The 19,049-nt window shown below is 39.6% G+C and carries 22 protein-coding genes, 1 tRNA gene, 1 rRNA gene and 1 other RNA gene; 3 read left to right on the top strand and 22 right to left on the bottom strand.

Annotated elements, in window-relative coordinates:
• Window positions 1–23: 23 nt before the first annotated feature.
• Both ACTO1Y_RS06155 and ACTO1Y_RS06160 read right to left on the bottom strand, forming a co-directional pair.
• On the bottom strand, window positions 24–686 hold the full coding sequence (locus ACTO1Y_RS06155) for a ComF family protein (protein WP_006150533.1): 663 nt from the start codon (window positions 684–686) through the stop codon (window positions 24–26).
• Window positions 683–1,981: a DEAD/DEAH box helicase gene (locus tag ACTO1Y_RS06160; protein WP_441348675.1), complete on the bottom strand. Its 1,299-nt coding sequence runs from the start codon at window positions 1,979–1,981 to the stop codon at window positions 683–685. Before ACTO1Y_RS06160 ends, ACTO1Y_RS06155 begins: the two co-directional genes overlap by 4 nt.
• Window positions 1,982–2,036: 55 nt before the next feature.
• On the opposite strand from ACTO1Y_RS06160, the gene ACTO1Y_RS06165 reads away from it, so the two are divergent.
• Together ACTO1Y_RS06165 and cysK are read left to right on the top strand one after the other, a co-directional pair.
• Complete coding sequence (locus ACTO1Y_RS06165; RefSeq protein ID WP_441348676.1) at window positions 2,037–2,672, top strand: YigZ family protein; 636 nt, start codon at window positions 2,037–2,039, stop codon at window positions 2,670–2,672.
• Between the two features lie 146 nt (window positions 2,673–2,818).
• Window positions 2,819–3,745: a cysteine synthase A gene (gene cysK / locus ACTO1Y_RS06170; RefSeq protein ID WP_006150537.1), complete on the top strand. Its 927-nt coding sequence runs from the start codon at window positions 2,819–2,821 to the stop codon at window positions 3,743–3,745.
• 53 nt (window positions 3,746–3,798) lie between these two features.
• Here the strand turns inward: cysK and ACTO1Y_RS06175 are convergent, their stop codons facing one another.
• The 4 genes from ACTO1Y_RS06175 to ACTO1Y_RS06190 are packed head-to-tail and all read right to left on the bottom strand — an operon-like array spanning window position 3,799 to window position 6,962.
• Window positions 3,799–4,035: an acyl carrier protein gene (locus ACTO1Y_RS06175; protein WP_235083605.1), complete on the bottom strand. Its 237-nt coding sequence runs from the start codon at window positions 4,033–4,035 to the stop codon at window positions 3,799–3,801.
• Between the two features lies 1 nt (window position 4,036).
• Window positions 4,037–5,029, bottom strand: a complete 993-nt coding sequence (gene plsX / locus ACTO1Y_RS06180; protein WP_006150504.1) for a phosphate acyltransferase PlsX — start codon at window positions 5,027–5,029, stop codon at window positions 4,037–4,039.
• Complete coding sequence (recO, locus tag ACTO1Y_RS06185; protein WP_235083604.1) at window positions 5,026–5,796, bottom strand: DNA repair protein RecO; 771 nt, start codon at window positions 5,794–5,796, stop codon at window positions 5,026–5,028. Before recO ends, plsX begins: the two co-directional genes overlap by 4 nt.
• Complete coding sequence (locus tag ACTO1Y_RS06190) at window positions 5,793–6,962, bottom strand: pyridoxal phosphate-dependent aminotransferase (RefSeq protein ID WP_254727195.1); 1,170 nt, start codon at window positions 6,960–6,962, stop codon at window positions 5,793–5,795. Before ACTO1Y_RS06190 ends, recO begins: the two co-directional genes overlap by 4 nt.
• A gap of 154 nt (window positions 6,963–7,116) precedes the next feature.
• On the opposite strand from ACTO1Y_RS06190, the gene ACTO1Y_RS06195 reads away from it, so the two are divergent.
• Complete coding sequence (locus tag ACTO1Y_RS06195) at window positions 7,117–8,127, top strand: YeiH family protein (RefSeq protein ID WP_441348677.1); 1,011 nt, start codon at window positions 7,117–7,119, stop codon at window positions 8,125–8,127.
• Window positions 8,128–8,155: 28 nt separating this feature from the next.
• Here ACTO1Y_RS06195 and ACTO1Y_RS06200 read toward each other — a convergent pair whose 3' ends face one another.
• The 16 genes from ACTO1Y_RS06200 to rrf form a co-directional block, all read right to left on the bottom strand.
• The gene (locus tag ACTO1Y_RS06200) at window positions 8,156–8,593 is read right to left on the bottom strand and encodes a CoA-binding protein (protein ID WP_441348678.1); all 438 of its coding nucleotides are present in this window, start codon (window positions 8,591–8,593) and stop codon (window positions 8,156–8,158) included.
• 140 nt (window positions 8,594–8,733) lie between these two features.
• Window positions 8,734–9,576 (bottom strand): class B sortase, LPKTxAVK-specific, encoded by an 843-nt coding sequence (srtB, locus tag ACTO1Y_RS06205; protein ID WP_373114004.1) that lies wholly within the window; start codon window positions 9,574–9,576, stop codon window positions 8,734–8,736.
• Between the two features lie 76 nt (window positions 9,577–9,652).
• Entirely contained in the window at window positions 9,653–10,285 is a 633-nt protein-coding gene (gene abpA / locus ACTO1Y_RS06210; protein ID WP_441348679.1) for an amylase-binding adhesin AbpA, read from the bottom strand.
• A 271-nt stretch (window positions 10,286–10,556) separates the two neighbouring features.
• The gene (locus ACTO1Y_RS06215) at window positions 10,557–11,525 is read right to left on the bottom strand and encodes a ribose-phosphate diphosphokinase (protein WP_006150516.1); all 969 of its coding nucleotides are present in this window, start codon (window positions 11,523–11,525) and stop codon (window positions 10,557–10,559) included.
• 215 nt (window positions 11,526–11,740) lie between these two features.
• Entirely contained in the window at window positions 11,741–12,235 is a 495-nt protein-coding gene (locus tag ACTO1Y_RS06220; protein ID WP_441348680.1) for a beta-class carbonic anhydrase, read from the bottom strand.
• 162 nt (window positions 12,236–12,397) lie between these two features.
• Window positions 12,398–13,093, bottom strand: coding sequence for a TIGR00266 family protein (locus ACTO1Y_RS06225; RefSeq protein ID WP_441348681.1), 696 nt, complete (start codon window positions 13,091–13,093; stop codon window positions 12,398–12,400).
• 70 nt (window positions 13,094–13,163) lie between these two features.
• Window positions 13,164–14,528, bottom strand: a complete 1,365-nt coding sequence (radA, locus tag ACTO1Y_RS06230; RefSeq protein WP_303942265.1) for a DNA repair protein RadA — start codon at window positions 14,526–14,528, stop codon at window positions 13,164–13,166.
• Between the two features lie 40 nt (window positions 14,529–14,568).
• Complete coding sequence (locus tag ACTO1Y_RS06235; protein WP_441348682.1) at window positions 14,569–15,060, bottom strand: hypothetical protein; 492 nt, start codon at window positions 15,058–15,060, stop codon at window positions 14,569–14,571.
• Between the two features lie 16 nt (window positions 15,061–15,076).
• On the bottom strand, window positions 15,077–15,643 hold the full coding sequence (locus ACTO1Y_RS06240; protein ID WP_441348683.1) for a histidine phosphatase family protein: 567 nt from the start codon (window positions 15,641–15,643) through the stop codon (window positions 15,077–15,079).
• Window positions 15,594–16,037 (bottom strand): dUTP diphosphatase, encoded by a 444-nt coding sequence (locus ACTO1Y_RS06245; RefSeq protein ID WP_000701979.1) that lies wholly within the window; start codon window positions 16,035–16,037, stop codon window positions 15,594–15,596. Before ACTO1Y_RS06245 ends, ACTO1Y_RS06240 begins: the two co-directional genes overlap by 50 nt.
• Window positions 16,038–16,091: 54 nt before the next feature.
• An RNA gene (gene ffs, locus ACTO1Y_RS06250) (signal recognition particle sRNA small type) lies at window positions 16,092–16,190 on the bottom strand.
• A 32-nt stretch (window positions 16,191–16,222) separates the two neighbouring features.
• Window positions 16,223–16,690, bottom strand: a complete 468-nt coding sequence (gene tadA / locus ACTO1Y_RS06255; protein ID WP_303942257.1) for a tRNA adenosine(34) deaminase TadA — start codon at window positions 16,688–16,690, stop codon at window positions 16,223–16,225.
• Window positions 16,691–16,889: 199 nt separating this feature from the next.
• A complete protein-coding gene (locus ACTO1Y_RS06260) occupies window positions 16,890–18,176 on the bottom strand; it encodes an adenylosuccinate synthase (protein WP_235083595.1) in 1,287 nt (428 codons plus the stop codon).
• A 242-nt stretch (window positions 18,177–18,418) separates the two neighbouring features.
• Window positions 18,419–18,652, bottom strand: a complete 234-nt coding sequence (gene comW, locus ACTO1Y_RS06265) for a sigma(X)-activator ComW (protein WP_303942261.1) — start codon at window positions 18,650–18,652, stop codon at window positions 18,419–18,421.
• Window positions 18,653–18,847: 195 nt separating this feature from the next.
• Window positions 18,848–18,921: transfer RNA gene (locus ACTO1Y_RS06270), tRNA-Asn, on the bottom strand.
• A gap of 5 nt (window positions 18,922–18,926) precedes the next feature.
• A 5S ribosomal RNA gene (gene rrf, locus ACTO1Y_RS06275) occupies window positions 18,927–19,042 on the bottom strand.
• Window positions 19,043–19,049 lie beyond the last annotated feature (7 nt).

Raw genomic sequence — 19,049 nt, forward strand, 5'->3', positions numbered from 1 at the left:
AAAAATTATTGCAATCTTTTTCCTCATCTTACGAGGGAAAATGTTCTAACCTCTTCTGCTCCTGCATTCTCTAGCATACTCTTGACACGATTAACAGTCGCACCTGTCGTATAAATATCATCAATTAATAAAATTTTCTTTGGGATCGTAACGCCGTTTTTAATAAAAAATGGGAGTTCTGTGGCTAAACGTTCTGAACGATTTTTTGAAGAGCTTGCTTTCACTTCACTTTTTCCTAATAAATCCAGATAGGATAAACCTGTAGTTTCTATTAAGCCCTCAACCTGATTAAATCCCCTTTTAGAGAATCTCTCTGGACTCAAGGGAATGAGAAGAATTTGAAACTCTTTATACTTTCGCAGTTTATCTTTTAAAATTGAAGCAAAAATCTTTCTAAGAATATAATCTCCATCAAACTTGTAGCGGCTAAAGTAATCCTTCATTGCTTGATTATAAGTAAAAATCGCTTCATGACTGACATCAATCCCTTCTTTACACCAAAGTTGACAATCTTGACACGAGGTTGACACTCCTGCTTTATAGCAGGTTGGACAATGTTCTTCTCCTATTTTTTCGAAACTTGAGGAGCACGTAAAACAGAGCGAACCTGCCTCCTTTTTTAAAAAAAGAAGATTTCTAAAGGTTAAATTACTTCCCAAGTGTTGTCCACATAGTAAGCAAGTCATAAACCCGCCTCCTTATTCATCAACTTAATTTCTTTTATGGCATTTTTAATCGAACTATTTAATCCATCATGAAAGAAAATTAAATCTCCAGTTGGTCTATCCATGCTGCGTCCAACTCGTCCTCCAATTTGAATTAAACTCGATTTTGTAAAGAGGCGATGATTTGCTTCGACAACCATTACGTCTACACATGGAAAGGTAACTCCACGTTCCAATATTGTTGTACTTATCAAGATGGTTAATTCTCTATCTCTAAATGCTTGAACTTGTTCTAATCGATCTTCTGTAACAGACGATACGAAGCCTATTTTCTCATTTGGAAACTGCAGCTGCAAGATTTCCTTTAACTTCTCTCCTTTTTTAATCTCTGAAGCGAAAATGAGTAATGGATAGCCTGATTTTCGTTGTTTTTCTATATAGCTTTTTAATTTGGGTGGTAGACGATGTTTGTCTAAGTAATTGTCCAATTTAGATAGCCAGACTGGTTTGGGAATTATTAAGGGGTTACCATGAAACCGCCTTGGTAAACTTAACCTTTTCAACTCTCCTAAGCGAACCTTTTTATCCAATTCATCTGTAGAGGTGGCTGTAAGGAAAATGCTGAGTCCGTTTTCCTTTACACAATTCTTTACAGCTTTGTAAAGCATCTTGTTGTCAACATAGGGAAAAGCATCAACTTCATCAACTATTAGTAAATCAAAAGCTTGATAGAATTTTAATAACTGGTGAGTCGTTCCAACAACTAGAGGTGTCCGAAAATATGGTTCAGATTCCCCATGTAACAACGCGATTTTACAGGCAAAATCATTTTGTAGTCGTTTATATAACTCCAAACAAACATCTATCCGGGGGCTCGCTAAACAAACTGCCCCACCATCATTAATGACTTTTGCCACAACTTCATAAATCATCTCTGTTTTCCCAGCGCCAGTCACGGCATGAACTAAAGTTGGCTGCTGACTTTCTACAGCTTTAAGTAATCCTTTTGATACTTTCTCTTGAAATGGAGTCAATTGTCCCTGCCATTTAAGAACCTTTTGTTTTGGAAATTCTTCCTGAGGGAAATAATATAAACCTTGATCACTCCTAACTCGCTTCATCAACAGACATTCTCGACAGTAGTATGCATCAATGGGCAATAACCATTCTTCTTGAATCACACTATCACATCGTTGACAAACTAGTTTTCCCTTCTCTTTTCGCATACTTGGGAGTTTCACTGCTAACTCACGCTCTGCTACACTTAATTCCTCTTCAGTAAAAAGACGTCCTAGATAATTTGGATCTATTTTCATACTTCTTTATTCGTAAAATCTAGAACTTTATCCTATTTTTTAGTACAATAAAAATATGGAATGTAGAACAATTAAAGAGGACGGACAAGTCCAAGAAGAAATCAAAAAATCACGCTTTATTTGCCATGCAAAGCGCGTCTATAGTGAAGAAGAAGCTCGAGCTTTCATCACTGCTATTAAGAAAGAACACTATAAAGCGACCCACAACTGCTCTGCTTTTATTATCGGTGAGCGGAGTGAAATTAAACGAACTAGTGACGATGGAGAGCCTAGTGGTACTGCCGGCGTACCTATGCTAGGTGTTCTGGAAAATCACAATTTAACCAATGTCTGTGTAGTTGTTACCAGATATTTTGGTGGTATCAAGCTTGGAGCTGGTGGTCTTATCAGGGCTTATGCAGGTAGTGTTGCTCTTGCTGTCAAAGAGATTGGAATTGTAGAAATTAAAGAACAAGCAGGGATTCAGATTCAAATGAGTTATGCTCAATATCAAGAATATGGCAATTTTCTTAAAGAACATAATCTCATGGAACTTGAAACAAATTTCACTGATCAGGTCGAAACAATCATTTTTGTTGATAAGGAAGATAAAGAAACTATCAAAGCTTCTCTCATAGAATTTTTCAATGGGAAAGTCACCTTAACAGATCAAGGTTTACGAGAAGTCGAGGTTCCTATAAACTTAGGATAAAATAACGGAAATACTGCCTTATTTATCTAACCTTACTCTTTTATATCCGATATAAAAAAATCCTATCGCTTCGATAGGATTTCTATATTTTACAAAAGGTAAAGTTAGCGTTATACTAGTAGCATCTTATATATAGAGGTGCTAATATGGCGATTTATAACAATATCACTGAACTTGTCGGTAGAACACCGATTGTTAAATTGAACAACATCGTACCTGAGGGTGCAGCAGATGTTTACGTAAAACTAGAAGCCTTTAACCCAGGGTCATCCGTTAAAGACCGCATTGCTCTAAGCATGATTGAAAAAGCTGAACAAGAAGGCAAACTTAAACCTGGTTCTACTATTGTAGAGGCAACAAGCGGAAACACTGGTATCGGTCTTTCATGGGTTGGTGCTGCTAGAGGCTACAAAGTTGTCATCGTTATGCCTGAGACAATGAGTGTGGAACGTCGTAAAATCATCCAAGCATATGGTGCCGAACTCGTTCTAACTCCAGGAAGTGAAGGTATGAAAGGCGCTATTGCTAAAGCTGAAGAAATCGCTGCTGAACGTGATGGTTTCCTACCTTTGCAATTTATCAACCAAGCTAACCCAGAAGTTCACGAAAGAACAACAGGAGCTGAAATTCTAGCTGATTTCGGAGCTGACGGTTTAGATGCCTTTGTTGCCGGTGTTGGTACTGGAGGAACTATTTCAGGTGTTTCTCATGCTCTTAAAGCTGCGAATTCAAACATTCAAGTTTTTGCAGTTGAGGCAGACGAATCAGCTATCTTATCAGGTGAAAAACCTGGGCCTCATAAAATTCAAGGTATCTCTGCTGGATTCATCCCAGAAACACTTGACACAAAAGCTTACGATGGTATCGTTCGCGTAACATCAGACAATGCTCTTGCACTTGGTCGTGAAATCGGTGGAAAAGAAGGGTTCTTAGTAGGTATTTCTTCTGCTGCAGCTATCTATGCAGCAATTGAAGTCGCTAAAAAACTTGGAGCAGGTAAAAAAGTCCTTGCACTTGCACCAGATAACGGAGAACGTTACCTATCCACAGCACTTTATGAATTTGAAGTGTAGTCTCCTAAATACACCAATTAGAAAAAGCAACATGCCTAGCATGTTGCTTTTTCTTATGTTCTATTTTTAATGATGGCTAATACATCTGCGACGCTATTGAGGTTGTCGATTTCTTCATCACCGATTTCGATTCCAAATTCGTCTTCGATTGTTAAGATGAATTCCATCAAATCCACAGAGTCAGCATCCAAATCATCCTTCAAACTCAAGTTTTCGGTTACGACAAAGTCTTCCCCTTGACGTTCTTGGATAATCGTAACAACACGGTCAAAAATTTCTTTATCTGTCATATTATTCTCCTGAAAATTCACGCGCAGTCTGTGCAACTACATCTGTCTCAAGCATGGTACGAATCTGACGAAGTGTACTGTATACAGCCTTAGCGTCACTTGATCCATGAGTCTTAACAACAGGCGCCTTAACGCCAAACAAGACGGCACCACCAACATCTGAATAGTTGAGCTGTTTTTTCAAACCTCTGAGATTATCCTTGAGAAGGAATGCGCCGAGCTTGGCTCTAAGTCCACCACCTACAATGGCATTCTTAAGTAATCCCATGATCCCCATAGCAGTACCTTCAATAGCTTTGAGAACAGCGTTTCCCGTGAAACCATCGGTTACGACTACATCTGCAACACCATCCATCAAGTCACGTGCTTCCACATTCCCGACAAAATTCAAACTCTCGTCAGCTGCTAATAAGTCATAGGCTTCCTTGCGTAGTGGATCTCCCTTACTGCTTTCTGTACCGTTGTTAAGAAGGCCAATACGGGGATTTGCAATACCACGAACATTCTTGGCATAGAAGGAACCTAGGATAGCGTATTGATGCAGATGATGAGCTGTATTTTCGGCATTAGCTCCGAGATCCAGCATATCAAACCCCTTACCATCAATCGTTGGCAATGTTGACATAAGCCCAGGTCGGTCGATATTTTTGATACGACCAACGATGAAAAATCCTGCTGCTAACAAAGCTCCTGTATTTCCTGCCGAGAGAACAGCATCTGCTTCTCCGTCCTTAACTGCCTTAGCCGCCAAGACCATACTAGCATTTTTCTTTTTGCGGATAGCTTTTGTAGGCTCATCGTCAGAGTCAATTTTCTCATCTGTATGGATAATGCTGACGCGGTCTGTAGCTGTTAGATATTGCTTGATTTTACTTTCGTCTCCGTAAAGTTGAATCTCAATATCTGAAAAGTCAGCAAGGGCTTGATTGACACCCTCTACAATAGCTTGTGGTGCATAATCGCCACCCATTGCGTCTACTGCGATTTTTTTCATTTGTCTTCCTCTTTTAGTAATTGTCCCCAGTCGGCTAGGGAATCAATAAATTTCTTTGATTTTAGGTGAATACCGACATATTCCTCGTAGATTTGATCTATAAACTTACGCAAGTCCTGCTTGATTTCAGACTTGAGCGAGATAGTCTCCAAAATCTCAAAATCAATGGCTTGAAATTGATTAAGTAGATAAGGAATATTGGGATTCAAATGGCATCGTTTTTCATCTTCATGATAATGATCTGGGCAAAGGCAGGCACCGTACTTGAAAGAAAAATCAAAGGCTTGTCCCACACGGTGGCAAAATGTACACTCATTAAAATTCAGACTAATCCCAAAACGTGTCAAAATTTGAATTTCAAAAATATTGGTCAAAACCTGATAGTCTAAGCCCTCTTCCATCAACTCCAAAGTTTTTTGCAAAAAAGCAAACAAGGGCGCGTCCTGCTGATTATCCTGCAAACTCGCATCTGCCAAGGCTGCAACATAGGTTGCATATGCCATAACAAAAAGGTCGCTATTGATTTTCGGAAAAGTCTTTACCTCATGGTAATCCTCGATATAGCTGAGTCCATCATCGTTAACCTTTAAGAGAAAACGAGCCAGCACCAAGGGTTGAATGACTGGAGCAAGTTTAGATTTGCTAGCATGTTTCACAAAAAACATCCGTTTCCCAGCTTGCTCTGTAAAGATTTTGACCAGCTTATCATCCTCACGAAAGTTACGATTGTAGAGTACCAGGCCTTGACTCGTAATAGACTGAATCATGCTTCCTTCATATACTCCTCAAGTCGTTTCATGGCTTCTTTAATCGTTTCCATGCTGGCTGCATAAGATAGGCGAACATACCCTTCTCCGAACTGACCAAAGGCAGCACCTGGGATAAAGGCAACAGCCTTCTTATGAGCGAAATCTTTTAGAAAAGCAAAAGAATCTTGATTGTAACCTGCAGGAATCTTAGCAAAAATGTAAAAAGCACCATCTGGTTTGATAATCTCAAAGCCAAGGTCCGTCATCTTCTCGATAATGTAGTCTCGACGCTTGATATACTCCTTCTTCATCGGTTCTGCATCATCTTTACCAGCTGTCAAAGCTTCCACTGCAGCATGTTGCGCCATGGTATTTGCTGCAGTTACCAAGTACTGGTGACTCTTGATGAGTTGAGCAGTGAAGTTTGCTGGTGCAAAGATAAAACCTAAACGCCATCCTGTCATGGCATGGGATTTAGAAAGGCCGTTAATGATAATGGCTTGATCTCTCAGCATCGTTCCCAAAGAGACATGATTTCCCCCTGTATAGGTCAATTCTGAGTAGACCTCATCACAGACTACGAAAATCTCATACTTACGTAGAACATCTGCCAAGGCTTCTAATTGCTCGCGACTATAAGTGATACCAGTTGGATTAGCTGGATAGTTGAGAATGACAGCCTTAAGCTTATCACCCTGCTCCAAAATTGCCTTTTCCAACATTTCAGGAGTCAGGACAAAACCATTTTCCGTCGTATCAATCTCGACAATCTCTGCCCCCACTAGATTGACAATCGGCTCATAGCCAGGATAGGCAGGAGCTGGCAAGAGAACCTTGTCTCCCTCTTCTAGGATAGCTGTTAGGGTAGCTGACAAAGCCTCTGTCGCACCAATAGTGACTAGAATTTCATTTTCAGGATTATAGTTTAGCTGGTATTTTTCTCTTACAAAATCACTAGCCGCCTGACGCAAGGTCAGTAAACCGCTCATCCCTGTATAGTAGGATTGGTTCTGGTCAATGGCTCGCTTTGCAGCCTCCTTGACATGATCTGGCGTTGTAAAATCTGGTTCTCCCAAGGTCAATCGCAGGACTCCAGGAATCTCTGAAATAGCCTGGTCAAACTGACGAATCAAGGAAACTTGAATCTTATCTAATTGTTTATTAAAGCGCTTGGTTAAGTCCATAGATACCCTCCTTGATTAAAGAACATATATCTATTATACTACAAAAGCTCCTTGACCGCAAAAATCCATTTAGTTACAGCCTATTTTCCACTTTCTATTTTACTTTTTTGATAGACAAGCTTATAATAAGAAGTGCTTATTTTCGGAGGTTTTTATGTCATTTCTATCAAAAAATGGGACCGGACTTCTAGTCTGTCTTATCATTTCTATCATCTCTTGGATTTTAGGAAGTTTCTTGCCTGTTATTGGGGCACCTGTTTTTGCCATCTTTATTGGCATGATTCTCCATCCCTTTCTCACTTCCTATAAACAACTGGATGCTGGTTTGACTTATAGCTCTAAAAAATTACTCCAGTACGCTGTCATCTTGCTTGGATTTGGACTCAATATCTCTCAAGTTTTCGCAGTTGGAAAATCTTCCCTCCCTGTTATCCTTTCAACCATTTCTATCGCCTTAATTTTAGCTTTCTTTTTCCAACGCTTGTTTAACCTTGATACAAAGCTAGCTACCTTGATTGGTGTAGGCTCTTCTATCTGTGGCGGTTCTGCCATTGCAGCGACTGCTCCTGTTATTCACGCCAAGGAAAAAGAAGTGGCCCAAGCCATTTCTGTTATCTTTTTCTTCAATGTCTTGGCAGCTCTTATCTTTCCAACTCTAGGTTCTTGGCTCCATCTTTCCAACGAAGGTTTTGCTCTCTTTGCGGGTACTGCGGTCAACGATACTTCCTCTGTGACAGCTACTGCTAGTGCCTGGGATACTCTATACCATACCAACACTCTTGAATCTGCCACTATTGTCAAACTGACACGTACCCTGGCTATTATCCCTATTACTCTCTTCCTCTCCTACTGGCAGAGCCGTCAACAAGGTAACAAACAAGGAGTGAAGCTTAAAAAAATCTTCCCCGTTTTCATTCTCTACTTTATCCTAGCTTCTCTGCTAACTACTATTCTCACTTCATTCGGTGTCAGCAACAGCTTTTTTGCACCTCTCAAACAACTCTCTAAATTCCTCATTATCATGGCCATGAGCGCTATCGGTCTCAAAACCAATCTCATCACCATGATCAAGTCCAGCGGTAAATCTATTCTACTTGGAGCCCTCTGCTGGATTGCCATTATCCTGACTAGTCTTGGCATGCAAATACTCATCGGTATTATCTAAGACAAAAGGTAGCCTAAAGGCTACCTTTTTATTGTTCAAGAATCAATCGTGTATGTTCTTTCTTAATACAACGATTCATCACAATATCTTCACATCCGCCAGCTCGGAGAATTTCTTCTGCCTCTTTATTTTCAAGACCAAGTTGGGCCCAGAAAATCTGTGCATCTGCTTGTAGAAAGTCACGTGCAACATCTGGTAAAAACTCACTGCGACGGAAAACATCCACAATATCTACATGAAAAGGAATCTCAGCAAGGCTTGCATAAGCCTTTTCTCCAAGAATTTCCTGGCCTGCTAATTTCGGATTGACTGGAATGATTCTATATCCTCGAGACTGCATCTCCTTAGATACACGATTACTAGTTGTTTCCTCGCGATCCGACAGACCTACTACAGCTACCGTTTTGCTAGTTGTTAAATACTGACGTACTACGCCATCACTTGGATTGATAAATTCTTGAGTCATAAAAATCCTCCTTTTTCATCATTATAGCATATTTTGAAAGGGTTTGCAGAAATTTACTATAAAAACAAAAATCAAAAAATCCTCCCAAAATTAAACTATTCATTTAATTTTAAGAGGATTCATAAAGATTTTATTAAAGATTATTCTCTTGTTGGTTTATACTGAAGGCTTTCTCCGTGTTGTTTGACAAAGTCACTCATCTCTGAATCAGGAATTTGTCGAAGGTAGAGATTGGCACGAATTGTATCATCTTCTTCACGACAAGTAGAAAGTACAAGATATTTATCCTTAGCTGATACTTTAACATTTGGTTTCTTAACCTCTGCAGTATCATAAATAGTAGTTAGCTGTTTCTCAAAATCCGCATCATCATCAAAAGAAGTACGGTAAAATGCTGTTTCTTCTGGAACAATAATCATGGCAACAGCTTCATAATAATACTTTCTCTCTGGAGTTTCAATAACTACATAAGGATGCTCATCAAAATAATCTTGGCGACTGAAATAGTTCACATCTTTAAACATACGGTGGTCAGGAACTTTACTACCACGAGCGTGACCAAATAACCAAGTCAATCGATCACTAAAGTCCTTTTTGTTATCAGCGTCCATAAAGACTGTCCCCATTAAAGGCTCGTTAACGCCATCAAAGCGCTTATCTAAATAAGTCGCATTATCCGTTGTTTGAACGACTGGTTCATCTAACTGTGTACCCGGAATATATACATACCCCACAGTTTCAGAGTTTGTTGCAAGTAAACCTTTAAATTTATTAGAGAGATATTCCTTTTCTTCCTCGCTAGCAGTATAAGCTTGCTTTGACGCTTCCTGGGTAACGGTAGTTTCAGTCGTCTTATTCTCACTTGATGCTGAGAAGCTGTTATTATATATAAACAAGCCTCCCAAAGCAACGATAGCTACTGCTGCGATAGAAGCAATTATTTTAGTAATTGGTGTTTTCTTTGTTCTAGAGTGTCCACTCATTTTTCTACCTCGTTATTTACTAAAAAAATCACTGAAACAAAGTTTCAGTGATAGTATACTTCACCAAATAAATAAATTATTTAACAGCGTGTGTTTTTGGAAGAGCTTTTTGACCTGCTTTTGCAGATGCTCCTGCTTTTTTAGCTGCTGCATCAGCTTTTTTAGCTTGGTCTACAGCACCTGGTTTGCCACCTTCTGGTTGAGTTGCTGCTTGATCAGCTGCTGCTTGATCAGGAGATACTTGATCAGCTGCTACACCGTGGTTAAGAGCTTTATCTTCTGCATCACGCATTTCACGTGTTTTATTGTCTTGAACGCCAGTTGGATCGTTCCAGTATTTACCTTCAGCCATAGCTGAGTTACGGAATGCTTTTTGAAGGTCTCTTACATGCTCGTTACGCACGTCGTTACGAGCTTCAGTACGAGCTGCTTCAAGTTTAGCAACGTAATCGCCGTAAAGGTGACCTGATCCGTATGCTTCAAGAGCTTGTCTTGCTGCTACAACTGCATCTTTGTTTTCAGCTTCAGCGTTAATTTCAGCTTCGTGTGCTGCTACTTGTGTGTTTGCTTCGTCAGCGATATCACGTTCTGAAACGTAGTGTTTTTGAATCAATGCATTTGAGCTATATGAATTGTCAGATGCAAATGCTGGAGCTGCTGCAGAAAATACTGCAAGAGCTGCTACTGATGATAATAAAACTTTCTTCATTGTTTTATCTCCTCTTTAATTTTAAAATTTAATTTATAAGGACAACCCTTATTACATCAAATTATATCATATAAATCTAAGTTGTCAAGCTTTTTTTAAATAAATTTATTTTTTCTGGTAAAAAATAAGTAAAATTCATTCTATTTTAAAAAATCAAATAATATTCTTGAAACAATTGATACAAAAATATTTAAACTCCGAACGATACGGACTTCTGTGAGCGATAGGATTCTGAATTTATAAGCGTTTTTTTATTTCCTAAACTGTAAATTTAAATAGTCTTCTCGATACTAAATAACGGAGAAAGAGGACGTTTTTCATGGATACGGATGATTGCATCGCCTAAAAGATGAGCGATAGAGATTTGCTCAATCTTATCAATCAAACGTTCCTCTGGTAGGTAGATAGTATCCAAAACAACCAATTTTTTAATAGCTGATTTCTGGATGTTGTCCATAGCTGGCCCTGAAAGAACTGGGTGCGTACAGCTTGCGTAAACTTCAACAGCTCCTGCCTCAGCAAGGGCATCTGCTGCGTGACAAATAGTTCCAGCTGTATCAATCATATCGTCAATCAAGATACAAGTTTTACCTTCAACCTTACCAATGATATTCATCACTTCGCTAGTGTTCATTTTGTCTACGCTACGGCGTTTATCGATAATGGCAATTGGAGTTTTCAAGAACTCTGCTAATTTACGAGCACGAGTGACACCACCATGGTCTGGACTGACAACAACATAGTCAGAACCAACCATACCACGGCGCTCAAAGTAATCCGCAATCAAAGGAGCACCCATCAAGTGATCAACAGGAATATCAAAGAATCCTTGAATCTGTGCAGCGTGCAAATCAATCGTCAACAAACGATCTACTCCAGCTACTTCAAGCATATTTGCCACGAGTTTTGCAGTGATTGGTTCACGTGCTCTCGCTTTTCTATCCTGACGCGCATAACCATAGTAAGGCATTACAACGTTGACAGATTCTGCACTGGCACGTTTCAAAGCATCAACCATAATCAAAATCTCTAGTAGATTGTCATTTACAGGTGAGCTAGTTGATTGTAAGATAAAGACATGTTTCCCACGGATAGATTCTTCGATGTTAACTTGAATTTCTCCATCTGAAAATTGACGAACAGTCGATTTTCCCAATTCTATCCCAATCTCTTGCGCCACACGTTCTGCCAATTCTTTATTTGAAGAAAGGGCAAACAGCTTTAAATCAGAAAAAGACATGATTTCCTCCAGTATTTATGTATCACTTGTGTTTTTTTACAATATTTTCCATCTACCATTGTAGCGCTTTTTTCTTGATTTTTCAATAAAAAATAAGACAAGAGTAGACATTTATACCCTTATCTTATGCTATTTTATATTAGTGATATTAAAGCAAAAATTTATCTATCTTATCATACTACTTCATGCTACTCTAGAAGCTTTTCAATAGAAAGTTAGTATATCTCTCTCATACTACCTGTATCTACATCATAAACAGCTCCTGAAATTATGACATCATCTGGAATTAAGGGACATTCTCGCAACAACTTCATATCCTCTCGGACACTCTCATCGATGTCTTGAAACGGTAAAAAATCCTGCCCAGATACATCAACTCCCAATTCACATTTCAAGTGCTCTTGAAAATCCTCGTTATTGAAGGTTTGAGCCCCACAGTCTGTATGGTGAAGAACTACAATCTCTCTTGTCCCCATCTGTTGTTGGGAAATCACAAGCGAGCGAATCATATCGTTCGTCACTCGACCACCCGCATTCCGTAAAATATGGGCATCTCCCAGAGCCAACCCCAGAGCTGGCGCAACGTGTAGACGCGAATCCATACAAGTTACGATTGCAACCTTGGTCTTAGGTTTAATGGATAAATGCAAATCTCCATGTAGTTCTACATAAGCTTGATTGGCTTTTAAAAAATTTTCAAAATAGGACATGACAACTCACTTTCTAGTCTGCCAGATAATTTGAACACCAAATTATTTATCTCCTATCTTACCATCTTTTCTTTGTCTTGTCAGCTGTCAACTTTCATATAAAAAAACTGGGACAGATACATCCAGCGTCTAGCTTGGGTTTCTGTCCTAGTTTTTTAAATATTATGAACCTTTTTGGATATACTTATTAAGAGAACCTGCAAAGCTTTGAAGATTGAGACTTTGTACATAGACCTCACCAGTCCCTCGGAAGGTATTCACCACTCCTTCACCCGTACCTATAGATTGCCAGAAGCCATTTTCTAAGTGAATATTATAGTCTAAAGACTGACTCCAAGCCACCACATGGGCATTGTCAATCGTCACTTCTTGGTTTTGGAGTTCAATTTTCTTAATCGAACCAAAAGCATTTGCCAAAAGCGTTCCCTGACCTTGAGTAGTCATCACAAAGAGACCGCCTTGCCCTCCAAACAGAGCTTTCCCAATAGACTGGCGCTCCATTGTATAGAAAGCCGTTCCATCAAGAGCCAGAAAAACCCCATCATTCAAGCGATACTGCTTTTCGCCAAGTTCAAGAGCAATCACTTGACCAGGAGTATCTGGTGCTAAAGCAAGATGTCCGTTGTCAGACTCTGCAATAGCTTGAGTAATGAAGGTACTTTCACCAGAAACCATGGAACGTCCTACAGCTTTGACAAAACGTCCCAAGCCAGAACCGCTAGCATTGAGCTGGGTATTGAGGCTTACATTAGGCGTATGGTAGACCATGCTTCCACGCTGGATAAAGACTGTTTCTCCTTGGTTGAGCGACAACTCTACCAAAGGAAATTGCATGTGACTATCCATAGAAAATTTCATCAGAAATTCCTCCTTGTTTTAATAATTGTTAGCAATAAAATAATTAGTAATCTAAACCTGAGTACAACTATTAGGAGAATACTTTTTTCAAGACTTCTCCAATAGTCGTCACCCCAATCACCTGAATTTCCTTAGGTGGCTTGATTCCAGTTAAAGAATTCTTTGGTACATAGATTTTTGTAAATCCAAGCTTAGCAGCTTCGTTGATTCGTTGTTCGATACGATTCACACGCCGAATCTCTCCAGTCAAGCCCAACTCTCCCACAAAACATTCCTGAGGGTTGGTTGGTTTATCCTTGTAACTCGAAGCAATGGCAACCGCAACAGCCAAGTCAATGGCAGGCTCATCTAACTTGACACCACCAGCCGATTTGAGATAGGCATCCTGATTTTGCAAGAGAAGCCCTGCACGTTTTTCTAAAACAGCCATAATTAGACTAGCGCGATTGAAGTCAAGACCTGTCGTCGTACGCTTGGCATTCCCAAACATAGTCGGTGTCACCAAGGCCTGCACCTCCGCCAAAATCGGACGCGTCCCTTCCATCGTCACCACGATTGACGATCCAGTCGCCCCATCCAAGCGTTCTTCCAAAAACACTTCACTAGGATTAAGAACTTCAACCAATCCACCTGACTGCATCTCAAAGATTCCGATCTCATTAGTCGAGCCAAACCGGTTCTTGACTGCTCGTAAGATTCGGAAGGTATGGTGGCGTTCCCCTTCAAAGTAAAGTACCGTATCCACCATGTGTTCCAGCATACGAGGACCTGCCAAGGTCCCTTCCTTGGTCACATGCCCCACGATAAAGATGGCGATGTTATTGGTCTTAGCCAGCTGCATAAGCTCAGCGGTCACCTCACGCACCTGAGAAACAGATCCTTGCACTCCTGAAATCTCCGGAGACATGATGGTCTGTATAGAGTCGATGATAAGGAAATTCGGCTGGATACGTTCGACTTCTGCACGAACGCTCTGCATATTGGTCTCAGCATAGAGATAAAATTCACTGTCGATATCACCCAAGCGCTCTGCACGGAGTTTAATCTGTTGAGCAGACTCCTCCCCACTAACGTAAAGAACTGTTCCTACTTGAGACAGCTGGGTTGAGACTTGTAAGAGCAGAGTTGATTTCCCAATCCCAGGATCCCCACCGATGAGGACGAGACTTCCTGGCACCACACCGCCACCAAGCACTCGGTTAAACTCCTCCATCTCAGTCTTAGTTCGATTGACATTAATAGAAGTTACTTCAGCCAATTTCATAGGCTTGGTTTTCTCACCTGTCAAGGAGACACGCGCATTTTTGACTTCTGCGACCTCAACTTCTTCTACAAAAGAAGACCAGGCTCCACAGTTTGGACAGCGTCCTAAATACTTAGGTGAATTATATTCACAATTTTGACACACAAATGTCGCTTTTTTCTTTGCTATAATTCTAATCCTCTCATTTTAAAATCTCTTATTAATTTTTATATTAATGACTATTTCTTTTCAAAACAGTAAGCCCGCCATCATCAGCATGGATATAATACTGACCATCAGGGCTAAATCCAAAAATATAGGGTAAATAACCTTTATAGATTTGACTTCTATCTTCCTTATCTTTTTCCCAATAAATAGTTAAAATCGAATAATCTTCAGATTGGTCTTTATCCATTGTCACTCTGATGTCTTTGCCATTATCCAGAGGGAGATTTCCACCGTATTGACCAGCGATAGGGATAGGTGAATCATATCCCTCACACATGGCTACTAACTCTACCTCATCGTAATCTCCGTCTATCGGTGTTACTTGCCCATTTTCGCTATCAATGATTGACATGTAGTCTGAAGAAATACACAGAATTTTATGATAGGCATCGGGGAGAAATGCTAGGTAAAGAAATCCTCCAATACTAATCTCAAAAATCTTCTTATACCCTCGACAATTATCGGCGGTAAAAGCTTGAAAATCCTTATAACTCATTTCATTGTACTTCTTTCTATATCTCTATCTCACACTCAATCACTTGGCAAAAATCAATCTTCTCGTCTGATACAAATTGGCGCATGAGCATTCGATGAGTGACAACAACGACTGTCTGATAGTTTCGATACTTGCGCATAGATTTTAGAAACCGAGACCTCATTTCCTCAGCTGTCTCATATTGAATAGGACTATTAGGAGGTAAGGATCCATTATTTTCTAGAAACAGAGTACGAGCTTTTTCAAAATTCTCTACGCCACTTTCATAGACTTGCCATTCATGCAATAATGGCTCCACTCTCAAAGGAAATCCAATAGCACTAGCAAGATAAGAAGCCGTTTCTAAAGCTCGTGTCACTGAAGAAGCTACTAGCATATCAGCTGATTGGAACAAGGGATTTTGGCAAAGGTCCTGAGCCTGTTTCCTTCCCTTCTCAGATAAGGGAGCTAGATCCATTCCAAATCCGGAATAAGCATGCTCCTCTAACACACGATAATCTGGCTCCCCGTGACGTACAAAGATAATCTTCATCTTAGTGCCCAGTTGATCCAAATCCACCAGTACGCACGCCGTCCGCCTCATCTCCATCCGCAATCAAGAAAGGTGCAAAGACAGCCTGAACCACACGTTCCCCAACTTCAAGGATCACTTCTTGGTCAGTAATGTTTTTCATCTGAGCAAAGATATGGCCTTCATTTCCTGGATTGCCATAGTAGTCTCCATCAATGACCCCAACTGAGTTGATCAAGACCAATCCCTTCTTACGAGGATTTGATGAACGGTCATAGAGATAGAGCACTTCTGTCGGTTGCATATAGGCCTTAACACCCGTTGGGACGAGAACAATCTCTCCAGGAGCAATCACAGTACGTTCTGCAACCTTTAAATCATAACCAGCTGCATGTGCTGTCTCGCGCTTCGGCAATAAATTTTCATCTGTAAAACTAGAAACTAATTCAAAACCACGAATTTTCATATTTTCCCTCTTTTTAAATCTTATATTATAGGTTATTTTATCTTATTTATTCGAAAAAAGCACGAAAAAAGAGCACACAATTCACACTCGCTTAGGGCTGCTGGATTCCTCCCCTGACCCGCTTCACGCAGAACTGTTGCTCCACTAGTTATTATACCACATTCCCTTCTGTTTTTAAAGAGAAATTATTTTTTACGTCGATTTCGGAAAAAGTCTTGCATAATCTCTGCGCACTCACTCTCTAAAATGCCTGTCTCAACGTCCACACGATGATTGAGTCTCTCATCCGTCAAGATATCATACAAGCTTCCAGCAGCACCAAATTTCTGATTTTTAGCTCCGTAGACCACTTTTGGAATCCGTGCGAGCCCAATTGCCCCACTACACATGACACAAGGCTCGATGGTCACAAAAAGCGTACAATCAAGCAAGCGCCAACTCTCTTCGCTCAGATTAGCATTCTCTATAGCCATAATTTCTGCATGCATGACTGCACGTTGCAATTCCTCGCGCGCATTATGGCCTCTCCCTACGATTTTCCCGCCCTTGACAATCACACAACCAATCGGGATTTCATCATGCTCTAAGGCGAGTTCTGCCTCCTTTAAGGCCTCTCTCATAAAAGCTTCTTTTTCTTCAAGTGTATAATCCATCTCTTCTCTCTTCCTCGCTATCAATTCTATCATTATATCACGTTTTTGAAGACAAAAAAAGCCACCGAATGCGGTGACTTTATAGGGAGATTATTATGAAAAAGAAAAGTTTAGGAAATTTGTTACAACAAGTTAGGAGGTCTTCTTGTAACTGTCTATAGTATATCCGACCTGTCTTAAACAAATCTTAAAAAATCTCCTATGACCAAACACTTTCTAAAATATTTGTTTGTTCACGACCAGGACCTACAGAGAATGTAGAAATACGAACACCCACCAATTCACTAACACGGCGAACATAGTTGCGTGCATTCTCAGGAAGATCTTCCAAAGTACGTACTCCAGTAATATCTTCAGACCAACCTGGCAATTCTTCATAGATTGGCTTGCAACGTTTTAATTGTTCAAGACTAGCAGGATAGTAATCAATGCGTTGACCATCAAGATCATAAGCCACACAGATTTTAACTGTATCCAAACCACTCAAAACATCGATAGAGTTCAAAGAGAGATTTGTGATACCAGAAACACGACGGCTATGACGCATCACAACTGAGTCAAACCAACCTACACGACGTGGACGACCAGTAGTTGTTCCATACTCATGCCCCACTTCACGGATACGATTTCCAACTTCATCAAATAGCTCAGTTGGGAAAGGACCATCACCAACACGACTTGTGTAAGCTTTACATACACCTACAACCTTGTCAATCTTGCTTGGACCTACTCCAGAACCAATTGTCACACCACCAGCAACAGGATTTGAGGAAGTAACAAATGGATAAGTTCCTTGGTCAATATCAAGCATAACTCCTTGAGCCCCTTCAAAGAGAACACGTTTACCATTATCAAGCGCTTCGTTCAAAATAACAGAAGTATCTGTCACATATTGTTTGATTTGTTGCCCGTATTCATAATATTCTTCAAAAATATCATCAAATGAAATTGGTTCACTATCATATAATTTTACAAATTGACGATTTTTCTCAGCAAGATTGCGTTCTAAACGTTCACGGAAAATTTCTTTATCCAAAAGATCTGCGATACGGATACCCACACGAGCTGCCTTGTCCATATAGGCTGGACCAATCCCTTTAATTGTCGTCCCAATCTTGTTATCACCCTTAGCTACTTCTTGAAGACGGTCTAACTCAATGTGATAAGGCAAAATAACGTGCGCACGATCAGAAATACGTAAATTGTCTGTTGTAACTCCTTCTTCGTGGAGATAAGACAATTCTTTTACAAGAGATTTAGGGTTTACAACCATTCCGTTTCCAATTACAGAGATTTTTTCTGGGAAGAAAATTCCAGAAGGAATCAAGTGTAACTTAAATTTTTTTCCATCAATCACAATCGTGTGACCTGCATTGTCACCACCTTGGTAACGAGCAATCACCTCTGCATTAGCTGAAAGAAAATCTGTAATTTTTCCTTTACCTTCATCACCCCATTGGGTACCTACAACAACAACTGAAGTCATAATAAATTTTCGTCTGAGCCTAAGGGCTCGTCCTTTCTCATATACATGGTGGGAATCTCACCCACAATTATATCTTACAATTCATTATAAGAAAAAAAAACTATTTAATCAAGGATAAACACTAGAAAAGATTAGGGTTTTCGCTAGATTTTAAAATAAAAAAAGAAAAATTTAAGATTATTCTATATATTCTTTATTAACAACAAAATAACGTTCGTAATAAATGAAAATGACTATATCTACTAACAATAATTGAATGTTTGTCCAAGTAAATGATTAAGATAGATACGATAAGCAGCCCTAAAATGACAGAGAAGAAAATCCTTCTCATCTTTTATCCTAAAACGAACTAAGTAATAAAGTAAAAATCTTAAATGAAGCGACTCCCAATCATCACTAAATTGAACTAAAAATGAATATTCTTTTTCAACTTGTTTTAGAAAAAGAAAACAATAATCATAATACTTTTGGAGCATATTAAAAACCTTTCTTATTGATAAAATAAGTTTATCAGAAAGGTTAACTAAAAAGAAAAATATCTCTGTAAAGTTAAAATTTTCAGCTAAACGAACTTAAAACAAAAAAAATAAGTAAAAACAGATCAGAAAAATGATACAAAAATATTAAATTTATATAAATAAAATAAAAAACGTTCCTTAGAACGTTTACTACTCCGCCAGTAGGACTCGAACCTACGACATCATGATTAACAGTCATGCGCTACTACCAACTGAGCTATGGCGGATAACAGCTAAGCGACTTCCATATCTCACAGGGGGCAACCCCCAACTACTTCCGGCGTTCTAGGGCTTAACTTCTGTGTTCGGCATGGGTACAGGTGTATCTCCTAGGCTATCGTCACTTAACTCTGAG

The sequence above is a fragment of the Streptococcus sp. V728 genome (assembly GCF_052077995.1).
Taxonomy (GTDB): Bacteria; Bacillota; Bacilli; order Lactobacillales; family Streptococcaceae; genus Streptococcus; species Streptococcus infantis_B.